The 21,110-nt window shown below is 72.3% G+C and carries 17 protein-coding genes; 7 read left to right on the top strand and 10 right to left on the bottom strand.

Going from position 1 to position 21,110, the window contains the following annotated elements:
• Positions 1-18 precede the first annotated feature (18 nt).
• Genes AB0J87_RS50765 through AB0J87_RS50750 form a run of 4 tightly spaced genes read left to right on the top strand, consistent with a single transcriptional unit; the run spans position 19 to position 4,221 of the window.
• A complete protein-coding gene (locus tag AB0J87_RS50765; RefSeq protein WP_363979886.1) occupies positions 19-1,269 on the top strand; it encodes an extracellular solute-binding protein in 1,251 nt (416 codons plus the stop codon).
• The gene (locus tag AB0J87_RS50760) at positions 1,266-2,291 is read left to right on the top strand and encodes a sugar ABC transporter permease (RefSeq protein ID WP_363979883.1); all 1,026 of its coding nucleotides are present in this window, start codon (positions 1,266-1,268) and stop codon (positions 2,289-2,291) included. The genes AB0J87_RS50765 and AB0J87_RS50760 overlap by 4 nt, the downstream gene beginning before the upstream one ends.
• The gene (locus tag AB0J87_RS50755; protein WP_350742833.1) at positions 2,284-3,129 is read left to right on the top strand and encodes a carbohydrate ABC transporter permease; all 846 of its coding nucleotides are present in this window, start codon (positions 2,284-2,286) and stop codon (positions 3,127-3,129) included. The genes AB0J87_RS50760 and AB0J87_RS50755 overlap by 8 nt, the downstream gene beginning before the upstream one ends.
• A 54-nt stretch (positions 3,130-3,183) precedes the next feature.
• A complete protein-coding gene (locus tag AB0J87_RS50750) occupies positions 3,184-4,221 on the top strand; it encodes a hypothetical protein (RefSeq protein ID WP_363979880.1) in 1,038 nt (345 codons plus the stop codon).
• On the opposite strand, the gene AB0J87_RS50745 is transcribed toward AB0J87_RS50750, so the two are convergent.
• The 5 genes from AB0J87_RS50745 to AB0J87_RS50725 are packed head-to-tail and all read right to left on the bottom strand — an operon-like array spanning position 4,218 to position 9,192.
• Positions 4,218-5,135, bottom strand: coding sequence for an NAD(+)/NADH kinase (locus tag AB0J87_RS50745; protein WP_363979877.1), 918 nt, complete (start codon positions 5,133-5,135; stop codon positions 4,218-4,220). The genes AB0J87_RS50750 and AB0J87_RS50745 overlap by 4 nt on opposite strands.
• Positions 5,136-5,161: 26 nt before the next feature.
• Positions 5,162-6,433 (bottom strand): MFS transporter, encoded by a 1,272-nt coding sequence (locus AB0J87_RS50740; protein ID WP_363979874.1) that lies wholly within the window; start codon positions 6,431-6,433, stop codon positions 5,162-5,164.
• Positions 6,434-6,461: 28 nt separating this feature from the next.
• On the bottom strand, positions 6,462-7,280 hold the full coding sequence (locus AB0J87_RS50735; protein ID WP_363979871.1) for a hypothetical protein: 819 nt from the start codon (positions 7,278-7,280) through the stop codon (positions 6,462-6,464).
• The gene (locus tag AB0J87_RS50730; RefSeq protein WP_363979869.1) at positions 7,277-8,317 is read right to left on the bottom strand and encodes a Gfo/Idh/MocA family oxidoreductase; all 1,041 of its coding nucleotides are present in this window, start codon (positions 8,315-8,317) and stop codon (positions 7,277-7,279) included. Before AB0J87_RS50730 ends, AB0J87_RS50735 begins: the two co-directional genes overlap by 4 nt.
• Positions 8,314-9,192: a sugar phosphate isomerase/epimerase gene (locus AB0J87_RS50725; RefSeq protein ID WP_363979866.1), complete on the bottom strand. Its 879-nt coding sequence runs from the start codon at positions 9,190-9,192 to the stop codon at positions 8,314-8,316. The genes AB0J87_RS50730 and AB0J87_RS50725 overlap by 4 nt, the downstream gene beginning before the upstream one ends.
• Positions 9,193-9,364: 172 nt before the next feature.
• Between AB0J87_RS50725 and AB0J87_RS50720 the strand changes: the two genes are divergently transcribed.
• On the top strand, positions 9,365-10,003 hold the full coding sequence (locus tag AB0J87_RS50720) for a TetR/AcrR family transcriptional regulator (RefSeq protein WP_355210647.1): 639 nt from the start codon (positions 9,365-9,367) through the stop codon (positions 10,001-10,003).
• Between the two features lie 51 nt (positions 10,004-10,054).
• Here the strand turns inward: AB0J87_RS50720 and AB0J87_RS50715 are convergent, their stop codons facing one another.
• The 4 genes from AB0J87_RS50715 to AB0J87_RS50700 all read right to left on the bottom strand — a co-directional run bounded on the left by AB0J87_RS50715 (position 10,055) and on the right by AB0J87_RS50700 (position 17,146).
• Positions 10,055-11,350 (bottom strand): FG-GAP-like repeat-containing protein, encoded by a 1,296-nt coding sequence (locus AB0J87_RS50715; protein ID WP_363979862.1) that lies wholly within the window; start codon positions 11,348-11,350, stop codon positions 10,055-10,057.
• Between the two features lie 107 nt (positions 11,351-11,457).
• On the bottom strand, positions 11,458-12,303 hold the full coding sequence (locus AB0J87_RS50710) for an ABC transporter permease (RefSeq protein WP_363979859.1): 846 nt from the start codon (positions 12,301-12,303) through the stop codon (positions 11,458-11,460).
• Positions 12,300-13,190, bottom strand: coding sequence for an ABC transporter ATP-binding protein (locus tag AB0J87_RS50705; protein WP_363979856.1), 891 nt, complete (start codon positions 13,188-13,190; stop codon positions 12,300-12,302). Before AB0J87_RS50705 ends, AB0J87_RS50710 begins: the two co-directional genes overlap by 4 nt.
• 122 nt (positions 13,191-13,312) lie before the next feature.
• Entirely contained in the window at positions 13,313-17,146 is a 3,834-nt protein-coding gene (locus AB0J87_RS50700) for a S8 family serine peptidase (protein WP_363979853.1), read from the bottom strand.
• A gap of 115 nt (positions 17,147-17,261) precedes the next feature.
• Here AB0J87_RS50700 and AB0J87_RS50695 point away from each other — a divergent pair, with 115 nt between their 5' ends.
• A complete protein-coding gene (locus AB0J87_RS50695) occupies positions 17,262-18,215 on the top strand; it encodes a LuxR C-terminal-related transcriptional regulator (protein ID WP_363979851.1) in 954 nt (317 codons plus the stop codon).
• 34 nt (positions 18,216-18,249) lie between these two features.
• Positions 18,250-19,230, top strand: a complete 981-nt coding sequence (locus AB0J87_RS50690; protein WP_363979848.1) for a helix-turn-helix domain-containing protein — start codon at positions 18,250-18,252, stop codon at positions 19,228-19,230.
• 352 nt (positions 19,231-19,582) lie between these two features.
• On the opposite strand, the gene AB0J87_RS50685 is transcribed toward AB0J87_RS50690, so the two are convergent.
• Positions 19,583-21,013 carry an N-acetylmuramoyl-L-alanine amidase gene (locus AB0J87_RS50685; RefSeq protein ID WP_363979845.1) on the bottom strand — a complete coding sequence of 477 codons (1,431 nt, stop codon included), beginning with the start codon at positions 21,011-21,013 and terminating at the stop codon, positions 19,583-19,585.
• Positions 21,014-21,110: the final 97 nt, after the last annotated feature.

The raw sequence follows: 21,110 nt of genomic DNA, 5'->3' as shown, positions 1-21,110 counted from the left end.
AGAACAGGAACCACCCCGATGACGTCACGTAACCGCCGCGCCGCCGCGGTCAGCGGCCTCGCCTGCGCCACGCTCGTTCTGTCGGCCTGCGGCAGCGGCTTCGACGACAAGCCGAGCCAGGCCCCCCAGCAGAGCGGCGGCCAGGTCAACCTGCAGATCCTCATCGGCTCCTCCGGCGAGGCGGAGACCGCGGCCGTCAAGCAGGCCGCCCAGACCTGGGCCTCCTCGGCGGGCGCGGCCGCGACGGTGACGCCCGCGCAGGACCTCGCCCAGCAGCTCGGCCAGGCCTTCGCCGGTGACAGCCCCCCGGACGTGTTCTACGTGGACGCCTCCCGCTTCGCCGACTACGCCAGCGTCGGCGCCCTGGAGCCCTACGGCGACAAGATCAGCCAGCCCGACGACTTCTACCCCTCCCTGCGCACGGCGTTCACCCGTGACGGCAAGCTCTACTGCGCGCCCAAGGACTTCTCCACCCTCGCGCTGATCGTCAACAAGGACCTGTGGTCCAAGGCCGGGCTCACCGACGCCGACGTGCCGACCACCTGGGAGCAGCTCACCTCGGTCGCCGAGAAGCTCAAGGCCAAGGACGTCACCCCGCTGGCGATCGGCCCGACCCGCGACCGCGTCGGCGCGTTCATGGTGCAGGCCGGCGGCTGGCTGACCAGCCCCGACGGCAAGCAGGCCACCGCCGACAGCCCGCAGAACCTCGCGGCCCTCGAGTACGTGCGCTCGCTGGTGTCGGCCAAGCTGGCCCGCTACCCCGACCAGCTCGACGCGGGCTGGGGCGGCGAGGCGTTCGGCAAGGGCAAGGCCGCCATGACCATCGAGGGCAACTGGATCAAGGGCGCGCTCAAGGCGGACTTCCCCGACGTCAAGTACTCGATCCACGAGCTGCCGGCCGGCCCCAAGGGCAAGGGCACGCTGTCGTTCACGAACTGCTGGGGCATCTCCGCCAAGAGCAAGCACAAGGAGCAGGCCATCTCGTTCGTCGAGGCGATGACCAAGGCCGACCAGCAGATGACCTTCGCCAAGGCGTTCGGCGTCATGCCCTCGCGCCAGTCCGCCAAGGCCGCCTACACCGCCGAGTTCCCCGACGACGGCCCCTTCGTCAACGGCGCCGACTACGCCCAGGGCCCCGTGAACGCCCCCAAGATGGACAGCGTCCTGGCCGACTTCGACACCGGGCTGCAGCAGCTGGCCACCACCGCGCCCAAGACGCTGCTCCAGCGGACGCAGAAGAACATCCAGGCCGCGCTCGGCACGTCATGACCATCAGCAAGACTCGTGAGAACTTGGCGGGCTGGCTCTTCGTGGCCCCCGTCGTGGTGATCCTGGGCCTGTTCCTGCTGGCGCCGATCCTCATGGCGCTGTGGGTGAGCCTGACCGACTGGAACGGGCAGGGCAGCCCGTTCCGGGGCAGCGTGCCGTTCGTCGGCGTGGACAACTACACCCGCCTGTTCACCGAGGACGGGCTGGCCAGGCAGGACTTCATGACGAGCGTCCGCAACAACGTCTACTACGTGGCCATCGTGGTCCCGTTGCAGACCGTGCTGGCGCTCGGCCTGGCCCTGGTCGTCAACAGCCGGCTGCTGAAGGGCCGGACGTTCTTCCGCGCCGCGTTCTTCTTCCCGTCGGTGACCAGCTCGGTGGCGATCAGCGTGGTGTTCCTGTTCGTGTTCGCCAACTCCGGCGCGGTCAACGCCCTGCTGGGGATGTTCGGCGTCGACGGGCCCCAGTGGTTCGCCGACTCGCGCGGGGTGCTGCACCTGCTGCTCGGGTCCGTCGGCCTGGTCGATCCGGCGGCCCCGCCGGAGGCGCTGACCTCCGGCGGGCCGTTCGGGCTGTCGTGGTGGGAGTGGCTGTCCGGGCCCAGCGTGGCGATGACGACCATCATCGCGCTGGTCGTCTGGACCACGTCGGGGACGTTCATGCTCATGTTCCTGGCGGCGCTGCAGGACATCCCGGTGTCGCTGGAGGAGGCCGCCATGCTGGACGGGGCGGGCCGCCGCCAGGTCTTCCGGCGCGTGACGCTGCCGCTGCTCAAGCCGACCATGTTCCTGGTGCTGACGCTGGGGCTGATCTCGACGTGGCAGGTCTTCGACCAGGTGTACGTGATGAGCCAGGGCAATCCCGCCAAGACCACCCTGACGCCGGCGTTCCTGTCGTACCAGACGGCCTTCCGCAGTTTCGAGTACGGCTCGGGCACCGCGATCTCGTTCGTGCTGTTCGCCATCATCGTGGTGCTGACCCTGGTCCAGCGCTGGGTGATGAGAGAGAGGCGTCATGCGTAAGGACAACGCGCGGTCGCTGGCCTCCACGTTCGCCGGCTACTGCATCCTGATCTTCTTCGCGCTCGTCTTCCTCTACCCGTTCGTCATCCAGATCGCCGCCTCCTTCAAGACCGAGTCGGACGCGGCGGCGCATCCCCTGTCGCCCATCCCCGACCCGGTGACGCTGGGCGGCTACGAGAAGGTGTTCCTCAACACCGACCTGCCGCTGTGGCTGGGCAACTCGTTGCTGGTGACCGTGGTCATCACGGTCGGGCGCGTGCTGCTCGACTCCATGGCCGGGTACGCGCTGGCGCGGCTGCGCTTCCCGGGGCGGCGGGCGATCTTCTCGACGATCATCGCGATGCTGGCGGTGCCGGGCGTGGTGCTGTTCATCCCGAAGTTCCTGGTGCTGAACCAGTTCGGCATGTACGACAGCTACACCGCGCTGATCCTGCCGGTGATCGCGGACGCGGCCGGGGTGTTCATCATGAAGCAGTTCTTCGAGTCGCTGCCGGTCAGCGTCGAGGAGGCGGCGAAGGTGGACGGGGCGGGCGTCTTCCGCACGTACTGGTCGATCGTGCTGCCGATGGCCCGGCCCGCGCTGCTCACGCTCACCATCATCTCCTTCCAGGGCTCCTGGAACGAGTTCGCGCACACGCTGGTGGCGGTGCAGAACCCCGAGCTGTTCACGCTGCCGCGAGGGCTGGCCGACCTGGTGAGCGGGTCGCTGGGCAAGGGCACGCAGTATCCGCTCAAGCTGGGGGCCGCGCTGATGGCGACCATTCCGGTGGCGGTGGTGTTCGTGATCTTCCAGCGGTACTTCGTGCGCGGCGCGAACGAGGGCTCCGACAAGGGCTGACCGTTCCTCTGGACGTCAGCGGATGTTCAGAAGCACCCCCTAGATTCCGGTCACGTGAAAGTCGATGACAGATCTTCCCTGCTCACCCGTCGTTCCCTCCTCGCCGGCGCGCTCTCCGGAGCGGGCCTCGCCGTCCTGGGCGGCACCGCCGCCCAGGCGGCCACGCTCGGGAGGGCACCCCGGGTTCTGATCGCCACGAACGAGCCGTGGGGCACCTACCACGTGGCTCCGCTGCTCCCGGAGGCGCGGCGGCGCGGGTGGGAGATCACGCAGCTGGTGCCCGACCTGACGGGGATCAAGCCGGGCGACCCGGTGCCGGTCGCGACGCCGGACCGCGTTCCGGACGCCGACCTGCTCGTCGTGACGGGCGCCGGGGACTGGCCGGCGGAGTGCGCCGCCCGGTTCCGGAGCCTGCCGTTGGTCGCGAGCTCGCTCGCGTACCAGCTGCCGGTCGAGGCGCCCCGCGCGAAGGAGTTCCGCGACCGGCTCAGGGCGATCACCGCGTCCTCGCCGGCCGAGGCCAAGGTGTTCGACGACTACCTGGGCACGCGCCGCCCGATCACGGTCGTCGGCACCCCGCAGACCGACGACCTGCCCAGGCACGCGCCCGAGCCCGGCACCGTCCTGGTGCTCACCAGCGTGACCAAGTCCAGCAGCACGGGCGGCTCGGCCCCCGGCACCGAGCTGCTGCTGGCCGCGGCCGATCGGCTGGCGGCGGCGGGCAAGCACATCCTCGTGGGGCTGCACCCCCGCGAGGACCGCTCGCTCTGGGAGAAGTACGAGATCAGCTCCGTGCCGTCGGTCCAGGCGTCGGCCCGGGCCGAGGCCGCCATCGGCATCCCGGGCACGGTCTTCCCGGTGGTCGCGGCCGTGGGCGTCCCGCTGGTGGGCTGCACGGACCCGCGCCTGAACATCCCCGCCTACCTGCTGAGCGTCTGCTCCCACACGATCACCACCGCGGACGAGGCCGTGACCGCCGTGGCGGGGGCCGAGCCGGTGTCGCGGGAGGTGCTGTACGAGGCCGTCGGCCCCATCGGCGGCTCGGCCCGCCGGCTGCTGAAGGCGTGGCGGAAGGCCGGCGTCCGGGTCTAGCGGGTCATCGTCTGGCGCAGCCGCTCGGCCTGCTCGCGCAGGGGTTGCGGGATCAGCTCGACGAGCTGGTCCGGCCTGAGCGGCAGGTCGAGCAGGCTGAGCTTGACCCGCTTGCGCTGGGCGTAGGTGTCGGCGTCGAACCGTACGACGTCCACCGCGTCCGTGCGCAGCCGCGCGGACAGCTCGGCTCCGGGCCCGAGCTGCCTGGCGGGGGTGCCGTCCACGGAGAAGAGCAGCGTCATGTCGTCCGACGGGTTGCGCAGCACGATGTGGTCGTCCTTGCCGAGGATGACCGAGCGGCTGATGCCGGACATCGGGGCCACCGGGGTCAGGGCGACCGCCTCGGTGGACGGGGAGATGATGGGGCCGCCGGCCGCGTGGTTGTAGGCCGTCGAGCCGGTCGGGGTGCAGACGATCACCGCGTCCGCGCGGTAATAGCCGTGCCTCAGGCCGTTGACCTCGAGGTCGAGGCTCAGGCTGGACAGCGGATCGGCGGCGGTGACCACGATGTCGTTGAACGCGGTGTGGTCGTCGGCCTCCAGGCAGCTGTGCGGTTCGAGGGTGTAGTGGCCCTCGGCCAGGCGGTCGAGGGCCGGCTCCAGCTCCGACGGGGTCACCTCGATGAGGAAGCCCAGGTGCCCGTGGTTGACGCCGAGCACCGGCACCTGGCGGCCGACCACCAGGCGCATCGCGCCCAGCATGGTGCCGTCGCCGCCCAGGCTGATCACTCTGGTCACCCGCTCGACGAAGTCCTCGGGCGTGACGATCTCGACCTCCGGCCCCACTCGCCCGGCGTCGCACCGCCGGGCGATGACCACGCCTCCGGCGCGCCGCGCGTGCCGGAGGATCAGCCGTACGGAGTCCTGCACCGGCCGGTCGGGGTGCACCACCAGCCCAAGAGTGAAGTGCTTCACGTGGTGCCCCCTACCCAGCGATGCGGTCAGCGGACCTTTCGGATGGGAATCACCGTCAGGGCGCCGAGCACGGCGAACACCAGGGCGGCCGTGAAGGCGGCGGGATAGTTGTCGGTGCCGCCGCCGATGGTGAGGAAGAGCGGGGCGATCAGCGGGGCCAGCGACTGGGGCAGCGAGTTGGCGATCTGGAAGACGGCCAGGTCCTTGGCCGCGTTGTCGGGGTTGGGCAGGACCCGCACGACCAGCGCGATGTCGACGGCCATGTACGCCCCGGTCCCCAGGCCCAGGATCAGCGAGCCGACCAGGTACTGGGGGTAGGTGGTGGTGAAGCCGAGGGTCAGCAGGCCCACCCCCATGATCAGGGATGCCACCAGCACGAAGACCTTCCTGCGTCCCAGCCGGTCGGACAGCCAGCCGCCGATCGTGGCCGTGACCAGCGAGCCGCAGGTGAAGACGAGCGTGGCGGTGAAGACCAGGGACACGGCCTCGGTGGGGCTGTAGCCGAGGCGGTCGGTGATGACGTAGAAGCCGAACGTCAGCTTGAACGCGTTCCCGGTGAAGATCAGGAAGCGGCCGGCGAAGGCCCAGCCGAAGTCGCGGTGGGCGAAGGGGTTGACCCACAGGCTGCGCAGCAGGTCGAGGGGGCGGAACGGGCCGAGCGCGGCCCGGTCCGCGGGACGGTCGGGCAGGAACGCGATCAGCAGCCCGAGCGCGACGAACGCGAAGACCCCCGGCAGCAGGAACATGAGGAACGTGCTGCCGGCTACGGACGTGGTGATGAACGTGCCGGCCAGGATGCCGACGTTGCTCATCAGGCCGATGACGCCGGAGACCCGTCCGCGCTGCCGCTCCGGTATGTGATCGGGGTTGATGGCGTTGAGCGCGGCCTGGGCGGCGTTGTAGCCGGCCTGGGTGACGCACCAGCCGAGCAGGATGGTGGGGACGTTCTGCGCGAGCGCCATGATGAGCAGCCCCGCCGCCCCTGCGAGGGCGCCGCCAGCCAGCCACGGACGGCGGCGGCCGAAGCGGCTGGTGGTGCGGTCGGAGAGGTTGCCCCAGATGGGGGTGATGGCCATGGACAGGAACGCGCCCACGGACAGGATGAGCCCGAGGCCGGCGGCCTTGGTGTCGGGGGCGACGGCGCCGACCTTGACCGAGAGGGTCACGGTGATCGGGGTCAGCAGGGCGGCCCAGAGGCCGAGCTGGCCGAAGGCGTACAGGGCGATGAAGCGGGTGCTCGCGGGGGCGGCCGGCGCGTCGTGCGGGCCGGTCGCGGCCGGGGTCGGGAGAGCGGTCACGGGGACCTCCGGAGGTGGAGCAGGGGGGTCAGTTGTGGAGCAGGTCGAGGTCGTCGGCGAGGTCGTGCAGCGAATACGGCGGGGTCGCGCCGTCGGTGACGGCGGCGTGCAGGTGACGCCAGGCGGCGCGGTAGGCGCTCTCGTACAGGGTGGGGAGCAGGCGTTCGCCGTCCGCGTCGGTGCGGGCGACGGTGGCCGGGCGGGCCGTCGCGGGATCGGGGAACGAGAGCCGCCACTGGACGGCCGGCCCCAGCACGTCCAGCCGCGCCCGCCGGGTGCCCAGGCCGGAGACGGCCGCGGCGAGGTGCACGGGCACGTCGCCGACGTGGGCCCGCGCGAGGTGCCCGTGGGCGTCGGCCTGGATCACCTCGACCGCCCGAGCGGGGCCTATCGCGGTACGCAGCAGGGCGAGCTGGTCGAGCAGGACGTCCGGCGGCGAGCTCCCGGCTGGGACCGTCGCGGTCACCTCGATGAGCGAGGCGTCCTCGGCGTCCAGGGCTCCGGCGAGGGCCGCGACCGCCGGATCGAGCGCCCACGGCCCGGCCACGACGACGGGGACCCCGGCCGCGGCCGCACGTCCGGCGAGCTCCCGCACGTCCGCGACACCGCCCGCGGCGACCCCGGCGACCCCGGCGACCCCGGCGAGCAGGATGCCGGTGGGTCGGGCGTCCAGGGCGGCGCGCAGGGCGGTCAGGGTGGGGACTGCGGCGACCGTGCCGGTGGTAGGGCCGCCGGGGGTGGCGGGGCGGAAGTACTTGGGCAGCGAGGCCAGGGTGGCGTGAACGGCGGGATGGTCGGTGCCCCCGGCGAGGGTGACGGGCAGCGGCTCGAGGGTGGTGCTGGTCATGCGGCGGTTCCTTGGAGCAGCAGGTCGGCGGCGCGTTCCGCGAGGTCCAGCGCGTAGGCGAGGTCGTCGACGAGGTCGGACGCGGCGTAGCGGAGCGGTTCGGCACCGGTGGCCAGGGCGGCGAGGTGCTGCCACTCGCCGGTGTAGCCGTTGTCGGGGTGGGGGCCGAAGGTGTGCAGCCCGGTGGGGGTGCGGAGCTCCGCGGTGGCCGAGCCGGCGCGCACGTACGACGGGGTGAAGTCGAGCCGCAGCTCGCCGCCGTCGCCCCACACCTCGAAGCTCCACTCCTCCCGCCAGCCCCGGTGCAGGTAGCCGATGAGCTCGGCCGTCCGCCCGCCGCCCTGGAAGGTGAGGACGTAGCCGAACGGGCTGAGCGGCCGGGCGACGTCCACGCGCTCGACGCGCGGCAGGAAGCGCCGTACCAGCGGGAGGTTGTGGATGGCCAGGCCGAGAACGGCTCCCCGGATGGACGCCGCCCGCACCGCCGGGTCCGACGGGTCGCCGGCGCGGACCGGGAACACCGGTTCGGCGTGCAGCTGGGTCGCCAGCGTCTCGAAGCGGGCGTTGGGCGGGAGCACGATGCGCGAGCGGATCCGGCGGGCGGTGGCGGGCAGGTCGCCCCAGTGCCGCTCGGCGGCCAGCCACGCCGGGTCGTAGGTGTGCATGGCGCCGACCACGATCGGGACACCGGTGTCGCGTGCCGCCTTGGCGATCCCGCGGGCGTCGTCCAGGGTCGTGGCCAGCGGCTTCTCCACCAGGACCGCCTTCTTCCCCGCCGCGCAGGCGGCCTCGGCCTGCTCGGCGTGGAAGGCGTGCGGGCTGCACACGGCGACGATCTCGACGGCGGGGTCGGCGAGCAGCTCTTCGACGGAGGTGCCGTGTGCGGCCCCGGCGCGGGCGGCGACCGCGGCCGCGGTGCCCTCGTCCACGTCCATGACGCGGGCCACGTGCAGCCGGTCGGACAGCCCGGCGACGGCGGGGAGGTGGATGGCCTGGGTGACCGGGCCCGCTCCGATGAATCCGACGCCGACGGTCATCGACGCTCCTCCGCGGCGGTGAGGTGTTCGGTGACCCACCGGCGCGACAGGATCGCGCTGTCCTTGGGGGTGCCGTGGTCGGGTACGTCGACCTCGACCACCAGCCACCCGCCGAAGCCCGCGGGCAGCGCGGCGAGCGCTCCTTCGAGATCCACGTCGCCCTGACCCGGCTCGGTCCACAGGTGGCGGGCCACGGTGGCCTCCTGGTAGTCCGCGCCCGCCTCGCGGGCCTGCCGGGCGACGGCGGTGTGGACGTCCTTGAGGTGGGCCGCGCCGACCCGGTCGCGGTAGCGGGTGATCAGTTCGGCCGGATCCGCGCCCGCCCAATGGAGGTGGCCGGTGTCGGGCCCGAAGGAGAGCAGTTCCGGGGCGATGGCGTCCAGGACCGCGCGGGTCTCCTCCTCGGTCTCGATCCAGGTGCCGACGTGCGGATGCAGGCACGGGCGCAGCCCCTCGCCGGTGATGACCTCGCAGGTCCTGGCGAGGTTCTCGATGACGGTGGCGAGCCTGCCCGGGTCGTACGCGGCGCCGGTCGCGGGTGCGGCGAGCCGTTCCGGGGTGAGGGCCGAGGCGATGAACACCTCGGTCATGCCGAGCGCGGCCTGCGTTCCCGCGTGCCGCCTGGCGTGTTCGAGGAGGCCGGGCATCGCCTCGGGGTTCTCGTACGTGCCCTGGAAGTAGCCGGGCGCGGGGGCGAGTCCGTACTCGCCGAGGAGAGCCAGGTAGGCGGCCGCCGAGGTGCCTTCGGGCACGTCGGCCTGGACGGCGGTGAAGCCCGCCTCGGCGATCTCGGCGAAGGCGGTGCGCAGGGTGGGGACGTCCAGCGTGAAACCGGACGGCCCGAGCAGCCAGGGTAGCGGGTTGATGCCGATCATCTCGGGGTCCTTCCAGGGGCGCGAGCATGTGGCGTCGCGCCTGCTCCAGGGCGTAACGGAGCCCATCGGGGAAATGTGATCGAGTGTTAACCTTTGGGATTCAAAACGTAAACGCCTGATAGCTTTTGACGCAAGAGGTTGATCCGAAGATTTTCCGTGGGAGGCTCAGAGGGTGGCGAACGTCGGCGGGACCCCGCGCGGCCCGTACCGGAGCGGCATCAAGCGCCGCGAGCAGATCGTCAGCGCCGCCGCCAAGGCCTTCGGCGAGCGCGGCTACAACGGGGCGTCCATGCGGCAGATCGCCGCGGACGTGGGCGTCTCTCCGGCGGCCCTGCTCCGCCATTTCCAGGACAAGGAGGAGCTGCTCGCGGCGGTGCTCGAATGGTGGGCGCGGGAGACCGCCGCGCTCCGGCACGAACGGCGCGACGGGCTGTCGGCCTTCGACGACCTGCGCGACCTCATGACGTACCACACCCACCACCGGGGCCTGCTCGAGCTGTTCATCCACCTCACGGGCGAGGCGTCCAACGAGAAGCACCCGGCGCGCGCCTTCATCCAGGACCGCTACACGGGCATCGTGAACATGCTGGTCAAACGCCTGCTCGCGACGGCGGAGACGGGAGAGATCCCGCCGTTGACCGACGCGCAGGCCGAGGCCGAGGTACGCGCGCTCTGCGCCACCATGGACGGCCTGGAGATCCAGTGGCTGCTCGATCCCACCGTGGACCTGGTCGGCCTCTTCGACTTCCACCTCGATCACACGCTGGCGCGGTGGAGGAGCGGCGCGTACGCGCCGGTCACGGCCTCCTGAGCCCGCGCAGTCGACGGCGGGTCCTGAAGCGTCACCCCGATGCCGGGGGGTTCAGCGGGGTGGCAGGTCGAAGCGGGTCAGCACGCTCCTGCCGTCCGTCACCATGACGTCGAGGAGGTCGTCGCCGGCGGCGAGGACGAGCTCGTCGTCCCCGTCGCCGTCGTAGTCGCCCGCCGCCAGCGGCGCGCCGCGGACCAGGCCGCTGATGCCGCCACCGGCGCGCAGGCCGCCGGGGCCGCCCCAGAACATCCGGACCGGCTCACGTCCGTCGCGCGCCCCGCCGAAGGCGAGGTCGTCACGGCCGTCGCCGTCGAAGTCGCCGGCGACCGCCGAGCCCCTGTCGCCCTTGAACGTCCGGGTGCGGCCGTCGCCGTAGTAGAAGGTCAGCGTCCTGTCGACGTCGGGCGCCTCGGTCTCGGTGCCGGGCTCGTCGTTGCGGCTGCCGTCGTCGCCGACCGCCAGGTCCCTGGCGCCGTCGCCGTCGAAGTCGCCGAACGTGGCCGCCATGCCCTTGCCCAGCCTGCGCCCCGTCTTCGCCAGGCCGTCCGGACCGCCGTTCAGCAGCCACCCGGAGGTCTGCTCGCCGTCGTCGCCCTCGAACACGACCAGCCCGGTCGCGTGCCGCCCGTCGATCTCGTCGACGGTCATCCGCCAGAAGTCGCTCCCCGTGGGCGAGGGCTGGACGGTCTGGCGGCTCGGCACGCCCGCGCGGCTGAACGGGCCGTACATCACGACCAGATTGGAGCCGCCTCGGTTGTCGTCGGCGGACATCGCCACGTCGGCGGCGCCGTCCCCGTCGAAGTCGCCGGCGACGGACCGGAACGTCGCCATGGTGGTCTTGACGGGCGGCGGCACCGGGGTCGGGAGCGTTCCGGTGTCGATGCCGCCCGGGCCGCCCCAGAAGATGTGCGGGCCCATCGTCTCGTCGCGATCACCTGGCCGCCCGTAGCCCAGGATGTCGCCGAAGCCGTCCCCGTCGAGGTCGGCTCGGATGCCCGGGTCGATCTGCCAGGCGAAGAACGTCCGCGACGACACGACCGCCGGCCTGCCGGTGCGCAGCCCCCGGGGCGAGCCGTAGACGACCGCGAGGAAGCGCAGGCCCGGTCGGAGCAGCTCGGCGTAGACGAGCAGGTCCGCACGGCCGTCGCCGTTGACGTCGTCGGGACGCCCGCCGGCCTTGGCCGAACGCCGCGCGGGGGTCGGCGCGGGGGTCGGGGTGGCGGTCGGCGTCGGAGCCGGGGTGGACGCCGACGGCGACTGACCGGCGGGGCTGGGCGCAGGCCGGACGCCGCCGCATCCGGCGAGCAGGAGGACCAACGCCGGCCAGATCATCACCCTTCGCGGCACAGGCACCGAGCTTAGTGCTCGACCCTGCCGAGCGCCGGGTTTCCGCCACCCGCTTTCCGCCACCCGCGTCCCCGCCGCCGGGCCTTCTCGCGGCGTCGCAGGGCGCGTCAGATCCGCTGCAGGGCCTGCTCGCGGCGGGCCGCGACGCTGGAGCCCGACTCCCCGCGGGCCATCCTGCGCAGCACGAACGGGGCCGTGACCAGGCCGAGCACGGCCCAGGCCAGCAGCACCCCGGCCGTCTCCACGGGCCGCCAGGACCCGCCGATCTCGACGGCCGCCGCGGCGTCCGGGAGCAGGGCCGAGCGCATGCCGAGCCCGAGCCAGTAGACCGGGAACGCCTGCGCGATCCACTGCACCCACTCCGGCAGCGCCGTGATCGGGTAGAAGATGCCGGAGATCGCGATCAGGCCCAGCACGGGGAGCTGGATCAGCCCCTGGCTGCGGGCGCTGACGAACACCGAGCCCAGCACCGCCCCCAGCGGCAGCGTCGCCACCAGCCCCAGCACGAGCACCCAGAGCACCGTCAGCCAGGCGCCCGCGTCGCCGAACGCCAGGCCGGGCACCAGGAACATGCCGGGAACCAGGAAGATCGCGAGGTCGGCGACCAGGCCGCCGGCGACGAGGATGATCTTCCCGAGCAGGTAGCCGGTCATCCCGTGCGGCGTGGCCTTGGCGCGCAGCAGGGTGCCGTCCTCGCGGTCGGCGGTGAGGTGCTGGCTCATGCTCACCATGGACATCCCGGCGTTCATGCCGAGGATGCTCGGCAGGGCCAGGGCTCCGAGGGAGAGCCCGCTCTGCCCGAAGGAGACGTTCCGCAGGAAGTACGTGGTGACCAGCATCAGCACGGGCCAGAGGAAGTGGCCGAACAGGTCGGCGGCGTTCGTGAACGACTGCCGCAGCTCGATCAGGCCGCGGGACCAGCCGGCCCGCCAGGCCGTCGCGGTCGGGCTCATCGGGCCGCCTCCTCCGCCTGCCGGACGAGGGAGAGATAGGTGTCCTCCAGCGAGGCGCGGCGCACCTCGAGGTCCTCGATCTCCTCGCCGTACTGCTTGAAAAGGTCGAACACCAGCCGGGTCGCCTCCGTGGCCGACCGGGCGAAGCGCTGTCCGTCGCGGGTCCAGCGCACCTCGTCCTGGCCGGCGATCTGCTGGGCGAGCTGCGCGACCGTGCCGTCCGCGACGATGCGGCCCCCGTCGAGCACCATGATGCGGTCGGCGAGCTTCTCGGCCTCGGCCAGGTCGTGGGTGGTGAGCAGGATCGTGGTGTCACCTTCGGCGGCGAGCTCCAGGACCAGCTCGTGGAAGGCGCGCCGGGCCACCGGGTCGAGCCCGGCGGTGGGCTCGTCGAGGAAGACCAGCTCGGGGCGGCCGACGAGGCCGACGGCCACGTCGAACCTGCGCCGCTGGCCGCCCGAGAGCGTCCTGATCTTGTGCTCCGCCTGCTCGGTCAAGCCGACCGCCGCGATGAGCCGGTCGGCCGGCCACGGCCGGGCGACGGTCTCGGTGGCGTACGCGGCGTAGTAGCGGCCGAGGTGCTCGAGCAGCTCGCGTACCCGCCATTTGCCGTGGTCGCGCCAGGACTGCAGGACGACCCCGACCCGCGCCCGCCAGTCCTCGCCGCCGCGGGCCGGATCGGTGCCCAGCACCTCGACCCGGCCGGCCGACCGCATGCGGAAGCCTTCGAGGATCTCGATCGTGGTGGTCTTGCCCGCGCCGTTCGGGCCGAGCAGGCACACCACCTCGCCCCGGCGTGCCCGGAAGGTCACGTCGTGCAGGACGTCGGCGGGGCCGTAACGCATCCGCAGGCCCTCGACGTCCAGCACGACTTCGCTCGTCGTCATGGATCTCGCCTCTCATGGGAGCACGCCTCGGCGTGGCGCCCGGAGAGCCCGGCCGCGCAAGCAACCCTAGTTGACTAATTTCGACTTAGTCAACGCGGGTTGCTTGGCGCGGCCGTGCGAGGTCACTTCAGGCCGTACGCCCGCTGGACGGTCTGCTCGACGGTGTTGCCCTCCGCGTCCGTCGCCTGGGCCCGCAGGCCCACGGCGCCCGTGGTGGCCGCCAGCGCGGGAGGTGTGACGGTGGCCTGGCCGGAGGCCGAGACGCGGACCGGCGTCCAGTGGGCGCCGTCGTCGAACGTGACCGAGAGCTTCACGTCCTTGACCTTCGCGTCCGGGGTGCCGTAGGACCCGTGGTAGCCGGTGACGGTGATCCGGTGCGGCGTGCCCGCCTTGAGGCGGTTGTCCAGGTCGAGAGGCACGTCGTAGCGGAGGTTGAGCCGCCGGACCGGCTCGCACGGCGCCAGCTTGCCCGTGGCGAACCAGGCCAGGCAGAGCCCGTCGTCCGTGGTCTGCATCCCGCCGGTGGGCCGCTTCGACTTGAACGTCCAGGCGGTCTCGACGTCCTTGGCGTACAGCTGGGACGGGTTCGGGGTGTGGAACTTGTCGGTGAGCCGGTAGGCGGCCTCCGTCTCCGGGAGGGTGAAGGTCGGCACGATGATCGCGAAGATGGCGATCACGACCGTCGCCTCGACGAGCGGGACCTCCCGCCCGTCGCGGTACAGGCGCAGCTCGTCCTTTCCGCCATGCTTGTCACCCTGGAAGTTGGCGTTGTACGCGAACGCCTCCTGGTGGTTCGGCACCGGGCCCATGATCGGCAGCGCCGACAGGAAGGTGTCCTTCGTCCGGCAGGGGAAGCACTGGGCGGTCCCGGAGCGGAGCACCGCGTCGGAGACGACGACGTTGCCCGGCACGCGGGGCTGGATCCCCCACGGCTCGGTCCGCGTGCCCGCGGTGGCGAAGATGTCCACCGCGGTCGCCGACAGCGCGCGCCTGTTGTAGAAGTCACCGCCCTCGTCGTAGTTCATCGTGTTCGTGCGGGTCCAGACGACGTCCGGCGAGACGGGCCCCACGTACTCCGTGAAGGTCGTCTGCGCCCGCACGGTGTGCTCCATGGACCACGTGTTCGCGAACCTGGCCGGCCGCACCATCCCCGCCGACGTGCTCAGCTCGACCGAGCCGGGCCGGTCGGCGTGGAAGCGGTCCTCGATGCGCTGCAGGTCGCCCGTCCGGACCGAGTAGGACAGGTCGGCGGGGACGCGGCCCTGCTCGGGCAGCATCAGCGAGTACAGGTACGGCGTGGTCGCGACGCCCTCCGCCGTGACGGTCACCGGCCGGCGCCCGGCCAGGGCTGCCAGGGCCCGTCCCTGCTCGGCGCTCAGGCTCATGGTCGGGATCGGGTACGTGGGCCAGCTGCCCGCCGGGTCGAGGAAGGCCCGGTTGACGGCCCCGTACCCGAGGACTCCCACGGCCCCCGCCTGCTGGGCGGCCTTGACCCGGTCCAGGGCGTTACCCGTGCAGGCCACGGCCGGGCAGAGGTCCTCGAGGTTGAGCAGGACGAGCTTGCCGCGCACGTCCAGGCCGCCGAAGTCGGCGCCCTTGCCGGCGTAGGCCAGCGAGAGCCTGCTGCGGCCGTCGAGCTTGGGCGTCTGCGGCGCCATGTCCTGGTAGCGGGGGGTGATGCGGGGGCCGCCGGGCACCGTCATGGTGATCGCGGGGGCGCCGAGCTGGTAGCGGCCGTTGAGGGTGAACGTGCCCTGGGTGACCTTGCGGGTGGGCAGCATCACGTAGTTGTCCAGCCCGTACTGCGGGTACAGGGACTGCACGTCGACGTAGCCGACGCCGTTGGCCGCGGTGCGCCGGTAGGCGTACTGCGAGAGGCGGGTCTCCGACTCGCGCGGCGTCCGCACGGACACCTTGCGCGCCTTGCGCAGGTCGAGCGTGACCGTGGTGTCCTTGGTGATCTCGATCTGCGGGTCGGACGGGAGCGACTGGACCCATGCGCCGTCCGCGCCGCGCCAGGCCAGCGCGGTGAGCACGGTGTAGGTGCCGGGGTAGACCTGGGCCTCGGTCTCGGTGCCCGAGGCGGGGGTGTAGGCGTACTGGAGGTCGTCGCGGTCGTCGGTGCGCATGAACATCCACGGGTTCTCCATGGGGGCGCTCGCGCCGTCGGGCAGCACCACCCGGGCCCGGACGGTGACCTTCTTCGGCTCGACGAACGTGCCCACGGCCGTGTTCACCTGGACCTGGCCGTTCTCGCCGGTGGCGCGGACGGAGCCCTCGTACCAGGTGTCGGGGCCCGCGGGGTCGAACGTGACCGAGACCGGCGCGGTGCCGTGCGCGGGGACGGTGACCGTGTCGCGGTCGATGGTGAGCGTGCGCGCGGGCACGTCGCCGCCCCGGTGCGCCTTGACGCCCGTGCTCAGCGTGAGGGTGACCGGCTGGTCGCCGTCGTTGGTGTAGGTGAGGGTCTTGGTGACCGGGCCGTTCTGGGGTGAGGGCAGGAAGCCGAAGTCGATGCCGCCGGAGCCGCGCACCTGCTGCTTGACGGCGCGGGCGACGTCCACGCGGCCGGCGCCCTGCTCGTAGGCGTCCTGGCCGTCGCCGTGGGCGGAGCTGGTGAGCGCGGCCTTGAGCTGGGTGTTCGTCCAGTCGGGGTGCTGCTGGGCGAGCAGCGCGGCGGCGCCCGCGACGTGCGGGGTGGCCATCGAGGTGCCGGACGCGGTGGTGTAGCCGTCCTCGGCGGGCTCACCCATGGACGTGCCGGCCGCGCGGGCGGCGACGATGTCCACGCCGGGGGCGCTGATGTCGGGCTTGAGGCTGTAGTCGATCGCGGTGGGGCCCCGGCTGGAGAAGGACGCCAGCTTGTCGTCGCGGTCCACGGCGGCGACCGTGAGCGCCGAGGCCGCGGTGCCCGGGGCACCGACCTGGCGGCTCTCGCCGTCGTTGCCCGCGGCGACCACGAACAGCGCCCCCGAATCGGCGGACAGCTTGTTCAGGGCCTGGTCGAGGGGGTTGTCCGGGCCGGGGCAGCAGCCGCCGAGGCTCATGCTGACCACGCGGGCCTTCTGGTCGACCGCCCACTGCATGCCCGCGATGATGTCGGATGAGAGGCCGCTGCCGTAGTTGTTGAGCACCTTGCCGACCAGCAGCGACGCCTCCGGGGCGACGCCCCGGTACTTGGCGCCGTTGCCCGCGATGATGGAGGCGACGTGCGTGCCGTGGCCGTGGCCGTCCTGGGCGGTCTTCTCGGAGCTGAAGTTCTCGGCCGCGGCGATGCGGCCGGCGAGGTCGGGGTGGCTGGCGTCGATGCCGGTGTCGAGCACGGCCACCTTGACGCCCGCGCCCTTGAGCCCGGCCGCCCATGCCTCGGGCGCGCCGATCTGCTTGACGCTCCTGTCGAGCGAGACCTGGACCTTGCGGTCGAGCCAGATCTTCTCGGACGCGGTCCTCGCCGTGCTGACCCCGGACCAGAACTGCCCGGCGGCCTTCTTGTCCACCTTCACGGCGGCGGCGTCGATGCTGGCCAGGGTGCGGGCCCCGGCTGTGCGCTGCTGCGCCCCGTGCTGGACGATCAGGGGCAGGGTGGGGCTCTCCGCGTCGGAGTAGCCGTTGGCCGCCAGGTAGGCGACGTCGAACAGGCCCCTGTCCAGGCGTCCCGCCGACACCAGGCCCATCACGTCCGTGGGGTAGACGTAGTACGCGGCGGGCTCGCGTACCGACATGAAGAACACCGGGGCGCCGTCCGGACGCCGGGCCGGCTGGATCTGGGCCTGCGGGCTGCCGTCCGGGGCGGTACTGTAGGTGACCACGTCCCCGGTGATCAATGTGATCCTCTTCGCGGACTCCCCCGCCGCGCCGACGACCGGCGGCGGCACGGAGGGAGCGGGAGGTGGGGTCGGGGCGGCCATCCCGGTGGAAAGCAGCACCCCCAACGCGACAAGCGACCGGCCGATCATGCGTCTCCTCAGAGATCATCGTGTCCCCGGGAACCATGACAGATCGCAGTAAAGCCGCGAAAGACGATTGTGAGTCCTCTTCCCGCCATGTGCGGAAATAGGACATGCTGTGATCGTGCTGGAGATCATCGGGCTCTCGTACGCCGAGCAGGCACTGTACGAGGCGCTGGTGGAGCGCTCCCCCGCCGCGCTCGCCGAGCTGGGGCACGCCGCCTCCACGGCCGCCAGGCTGGAGCAGCTGGGGCTGATCACCCGGCTCCCGGAGGACCCGCCGCGCTACGTTGCGGTCTCTCCCGAGATGGGGCTGGACGCGCTCATCCGGGCGCGCACCCGGGAGCTGGCCGCGGCCCGCCACCGCGCCGCCCAGCTCGCCGCGCGCTTCCACCGCTCGGTGCCGGACGGGGACTCCGCCGACCTGGTCGAGGTGGTGATCGGCAAGGACGCGGTGGGCCGGTGGTTCCGGCGGCTCCAGGAGAGCGCGCGGCGGCAGATCAGCGTCTTCGACGCGCCGCCGTACGCGACGCCCATGGGTGGCAACGAGGTGGAGTTCGAGCTGCTGGAGAGGGGTGTCGAGTACCGTGCGCTGTACGACCGGAGGGCCATGGAGGTGCCGGGCACCCTCTCGCTCATCACCCGCTACGTCGCGGCCGGCGAGCAGGCCAGGGTCGGCGACGTGCCCGTCAAGCTCGCACTGAACGACCTCCCCATGGCGATCATGCCGCTCCGCCACGACCAGCACGTGGTGGAGTCCGCGCTGGTGGTGCACGACTCGACGCTGCTGGACGCGTTGTCGGCGTTGTTCGAGATGTACTGGGAGCGGGCCGTGCCGCTGCAGGTCAGGCACGGGCGGCTGGCCGAGGCGACCGGCCCCGCCGACGCGCAGCGGGACCTGTTGCCGCTGCTCACCGCGGGGCTGACGGACGCGGCCATCGCCGCCCACCTCGGGTGGAGCGACCGGACGGTACGCCGCCACGTGCGCGCGATGATGGTCCGGCTCGACGCGCGAACCCGCTTCCAGGCGGGCTACCAGGCGGTCGTACGCGGCTGGCTGGACGGGGACGCGTTATGACCCCCCTTGGGCTCGGCACGGATGGGGGTGGGCCGTGACCTCGCTGGGCGCGATCGGGCTCGGGCCCGATGAGGAGGCGCTGTACGAGGTGCTGCTGGACCGCTCCCCCGCCACCCTCGCCGAGCTGGCCGCCGCCTGGCCGCGCGCCGACCTGCAGCCGCTGCTCGCGTCGCTGGAGGCAAAGGGCCTGCTCAACACCTCCCCGGGGCCTCCGCCCGCCTACGCCGCCGTCGCTCCGGAGATGGCGCTCGACGTCCTCCTGCTCGCCGCCGAACGCGACCTGCTGCGGGTCCGCGAACGCGCCCGCGAGCTCGAGGAGGTCTTCCAGGAGCGCGCCCGCGAGCGTACGCCCCCGGTGGTCGTCGAGGTGGTCTCCGGGCGGCGGGCGGTCGAGCAGCGGCACGCCCAGATCCAGCGCGCCGCCAGGCAGCAGCTCCGGTGCCTGTCCAGGCGGCCGTACTTCGACCCCCTGGGCAGCGTGGCCGCGCAGCGGGAGCTGCTGGAGCGCGGGATCACCAGCCGCATGATCTACGAGCGGGACTTCGTGGCGGCCGAGGGCGCGTTACGGCAGATCGAGGAGATGGTGGGGGCGGGCCAGCAGGCGCGGGTGCTGCCCGAGCTGCCGATGAAGCTGTACGTGGTGGACGACCGGCTGGCGCTGCTCCTGCTCAGGCACGAGCCGGCGGACGCGGTGGCGGCGCTCGTCATCCATCCGTCGGGGCTGCTGGAGGCGCTGATCAGGCTCTTCGAGGGGTTGTGGCAGCGGGCGCTGCCGCTCGGGCTGGCGCCGTCCGTCCGCAACCCGCCCCCCAGGGACTCCCGGGACGACGCGCGGCTGATCGCGCTCCTGCTGTCGGGGCTCACGGACGAGGCCATCGCCCGCCAGCTCGGGGTCGGCCACCGCACGGCGGAGCGGCGGATCGCCGAGCTGATGTCCCGGCTCGGCGCCCGCACCCGCTTCCAGGCCGGCGTCCAGGCCGCCCTCTCCCAACCACCCTCACCACCGTCCCCTTGACGGCGGGAGAGCCACTCCCCCGCCGACCGGGGTGCGGTCCTTCGGGGAGTGGGAGTGTCAGGACGCGCTCGACGCCGCGCAACCACAGCTCCGGCCCTCCCTCAAGAGACCCCGCCCCTGACGGCGGGAGAGCCCCTCCCCCACTGACCAGGGTGGAGGAGCAGGAGGCGTCTTGGGTGGTCGGGGGAGGGGTGCGGGCGCACCGCGCCGGCCGGCGCGCGCCTGCACGAGGGACACCGGCCTCCGACGGCGGGAAGGCCCCTCGAAGGCGCCGATCGGGGGTGTGGTTTTCCGGGAAGACACGGCTGTGGCCGGATCGCGAGCCCGCGCGATCCGGCCACAGCTCAGAGGGTCAGCTTCCGCAGTGTTCGAAGGGGCTCTCGTACGTGCTCGCCCCTGCCTTGCCGCCCCACTTGACGCACTTGTCGGCGGCGGCGGCCCGGACGGGTCCGGCGTAGTACTCGAAGTTGCCGGTGTCCGTGACCCGGGCCTTGTCCTCGACCTCCAGGAAGGCCGTGGTGGCGGTGGCCGTACCCAGCGAGGTCTTCTTGATCGTGGCCACGCAGTTGTTCCCGTTGTCCGCGTTGTACAGCAGGTAGACCGTGCCCGCCGTGCCCAGCGCGCTCGAGTCGATCACCTTGTAGCCGGTGCCGCACACCGACTCCGGCGTGTGCGGGTTGGTGCCCCCGCCGCCGCCACCGGTGACGTACTGCATGTACTTGGTCCAGTCCCAGTACTGGCCCGGGTCGGTGTGGTCGGCCTCCGGGACCTCGCTGTGGCCCACGATGTGGGTGCGGTCCTTGGGGATGCCGTACCGGTCGGCGATGTTGCGGGTCAGCGCCGCCGACGCGCGGTACATGGTGTCGGTGAACCACGTCGCGTTGTCGACCCAGCCCTCGTGCTCGATGCCGACCGAGCGCCGGTTGTAGTTCCCGGCGTGGAAGGCCCGGTCCTTCTCCCTCACCGTCTGGGTGATGGCGCCGTCGGAGGAGCGGACGACGTAGTGGGCCGAGGTGGGGTTCGGCCGGGGGCCGGTCTGGAACCAGTCGATCGTCCCGGCGTAGGTGCCCTGCGCCACGTGGATGACGATGCGGTCGATCGCGTCGCTGGTGGGCCGGTTGGAGACGGCGTAGTTGGTGCTGTGCGCCGGAGCCCACGCGGCGCCCGGGTAGTCGGTGCTCGCCGCGAGCGTGCTGGGCTTGTCCAGGTCGTCCGCCTTGGCGTAAGGGCCGCGGTCGGGCGTCACGGCGCGTGCGGGCGCGGTGACGGTCTCTCCGGCGGGCGTCTTGGCGTTCACGCCCTTGGCGAGCTGCTCGTACACGGTGTCGGCGTACAACCGGGCGACCGCGGGGGAGGAGGCGCCGCCGTACTTGGCGACCGCCTGGTACCACTTGCCCGCGTCCTTGCGGGCGGTGGCGTCCAGCTTGAGCTCGTCGGCGAGGGCACGCAGGACGGCCGCGCCGCCCGCGATGTTCGTCGCGTCGTCCGACTTCAGCGCCGAAGCGGACTTCTTCGTCAGCGTGGCGGCCTTGTCGAGGGTCTTGGCGGTGACCAGGTGCATCACGCCATAGCCGCCGTCGGCGCTCGGCTGGCCCTGGTGCCCGTCCAGGTGGGTCTCGGAGTAGGCCACCGAGACCAGCAGGTCACGAGGCACCTCATACGTCGAGGCCGCCTTGGTGAACGCGTCGGTCATCGGATCGGCGGCCGCCGCGCCGGCCGGCTGCCCCACCAGCATCGACAGGGGCAGAACGGCGGCGCCGGCCAGGAGAATGCGCAGGTTCACGAGGGTTCAGCTCCCGCAGTGCTCGGACGGGCTGTTGTACGTGCTGGATCCGGCCTTGCCGCCCCACTTGACGCACTTGCCGGCGGCCGCGCCGCGC

Source organism: Nonomuraea sp. NPDC049625 (genome assembly GCF_040675285.1).
Classification (GTDB): Bacteria; Actinomycetota; Actinomycetes; order Streptosporangiales; family Streptosporangiaceae; genus Nonomuraea; species Nonomuraea angiospora_A.
Note: the sequence above shows the minus strand (reverse complement) of the source record. Positions and strands in the feature narration are given on the sequence as shown.

What these genes read in the sequence shown, in the direction of transcription:
- AB0J87_RS50755 (WP_350742833.1), top strand. Translation starts at nt 2,284, where the DNA reads ATGCGTAAGGACAACGCGCGGTCGCTGGCCTCCACGTTCGCCGGCTAC.
- AB0J87_RS50765 (WP_363979886.1), top strand. Translation starts at nt 19, where the DNA reads ATGACGTCACGTAACCGCCGCGCCGCCGCGGTCAGCGGCCTCGCCTGC.
- AB0J87_RS50760 (WP_363979883.1), top strand. Translation starts at nt 1,266, where the DNA reads ATGACCATCAGCAAGACTCGTGAGAACTTGGCGGGCTGGCTCTTCGTG.
- AB0J87_RS50710 (WP_363979859.1), bottom strand. Translation starts at nt 12,303, where the DNA reads ATGAGCCCGACCGCGACGGCCTGGCGGGCCGGCTGGTCCCGCGGCCTG.
- AB0J87_RS50700 (WP_363979853.1), bottom strand. Translation starts at nt 17,146, where the DNA reads ATGATCGGCCGGTCGCTTGTCGCGTTGGGGGTGCTGCTTTCCACCGGG.
- AB0J87_RS50730 (WP_363979869.1), bottom strand. Translation starts at nt 8,317, where the DNA reads ATGACCGTCGGCGTCGGATTCATCGGAGCGGGCCCGGTCACCCAGGCC.
- AB0J87_RS50735 (WP_363979871.1), bottom strand. Translation starts at nt 7,280, where the DNA reads ATGACCAGCACCACCCTCGAGCCGCTGCCCGTCACCCTCGCCGGGGGC.
- AB0J87_RS50705 (WP_363979856.1), bottom strand. Translation starts at nt 13,190, where the DNA reads ATGACGACGAGCGAAGTCGTGCTGGACGTCGAGGGCCTGCGGATGCGT.
- AB0J87_RS50725 (WP_363979866.1), bottom strand. Translation starts at nt 9,192, where the DNA reads ATGATCGGCATCAACCCGCTACCCTGGCTGCTCGGGCCGTCCGGTTTC.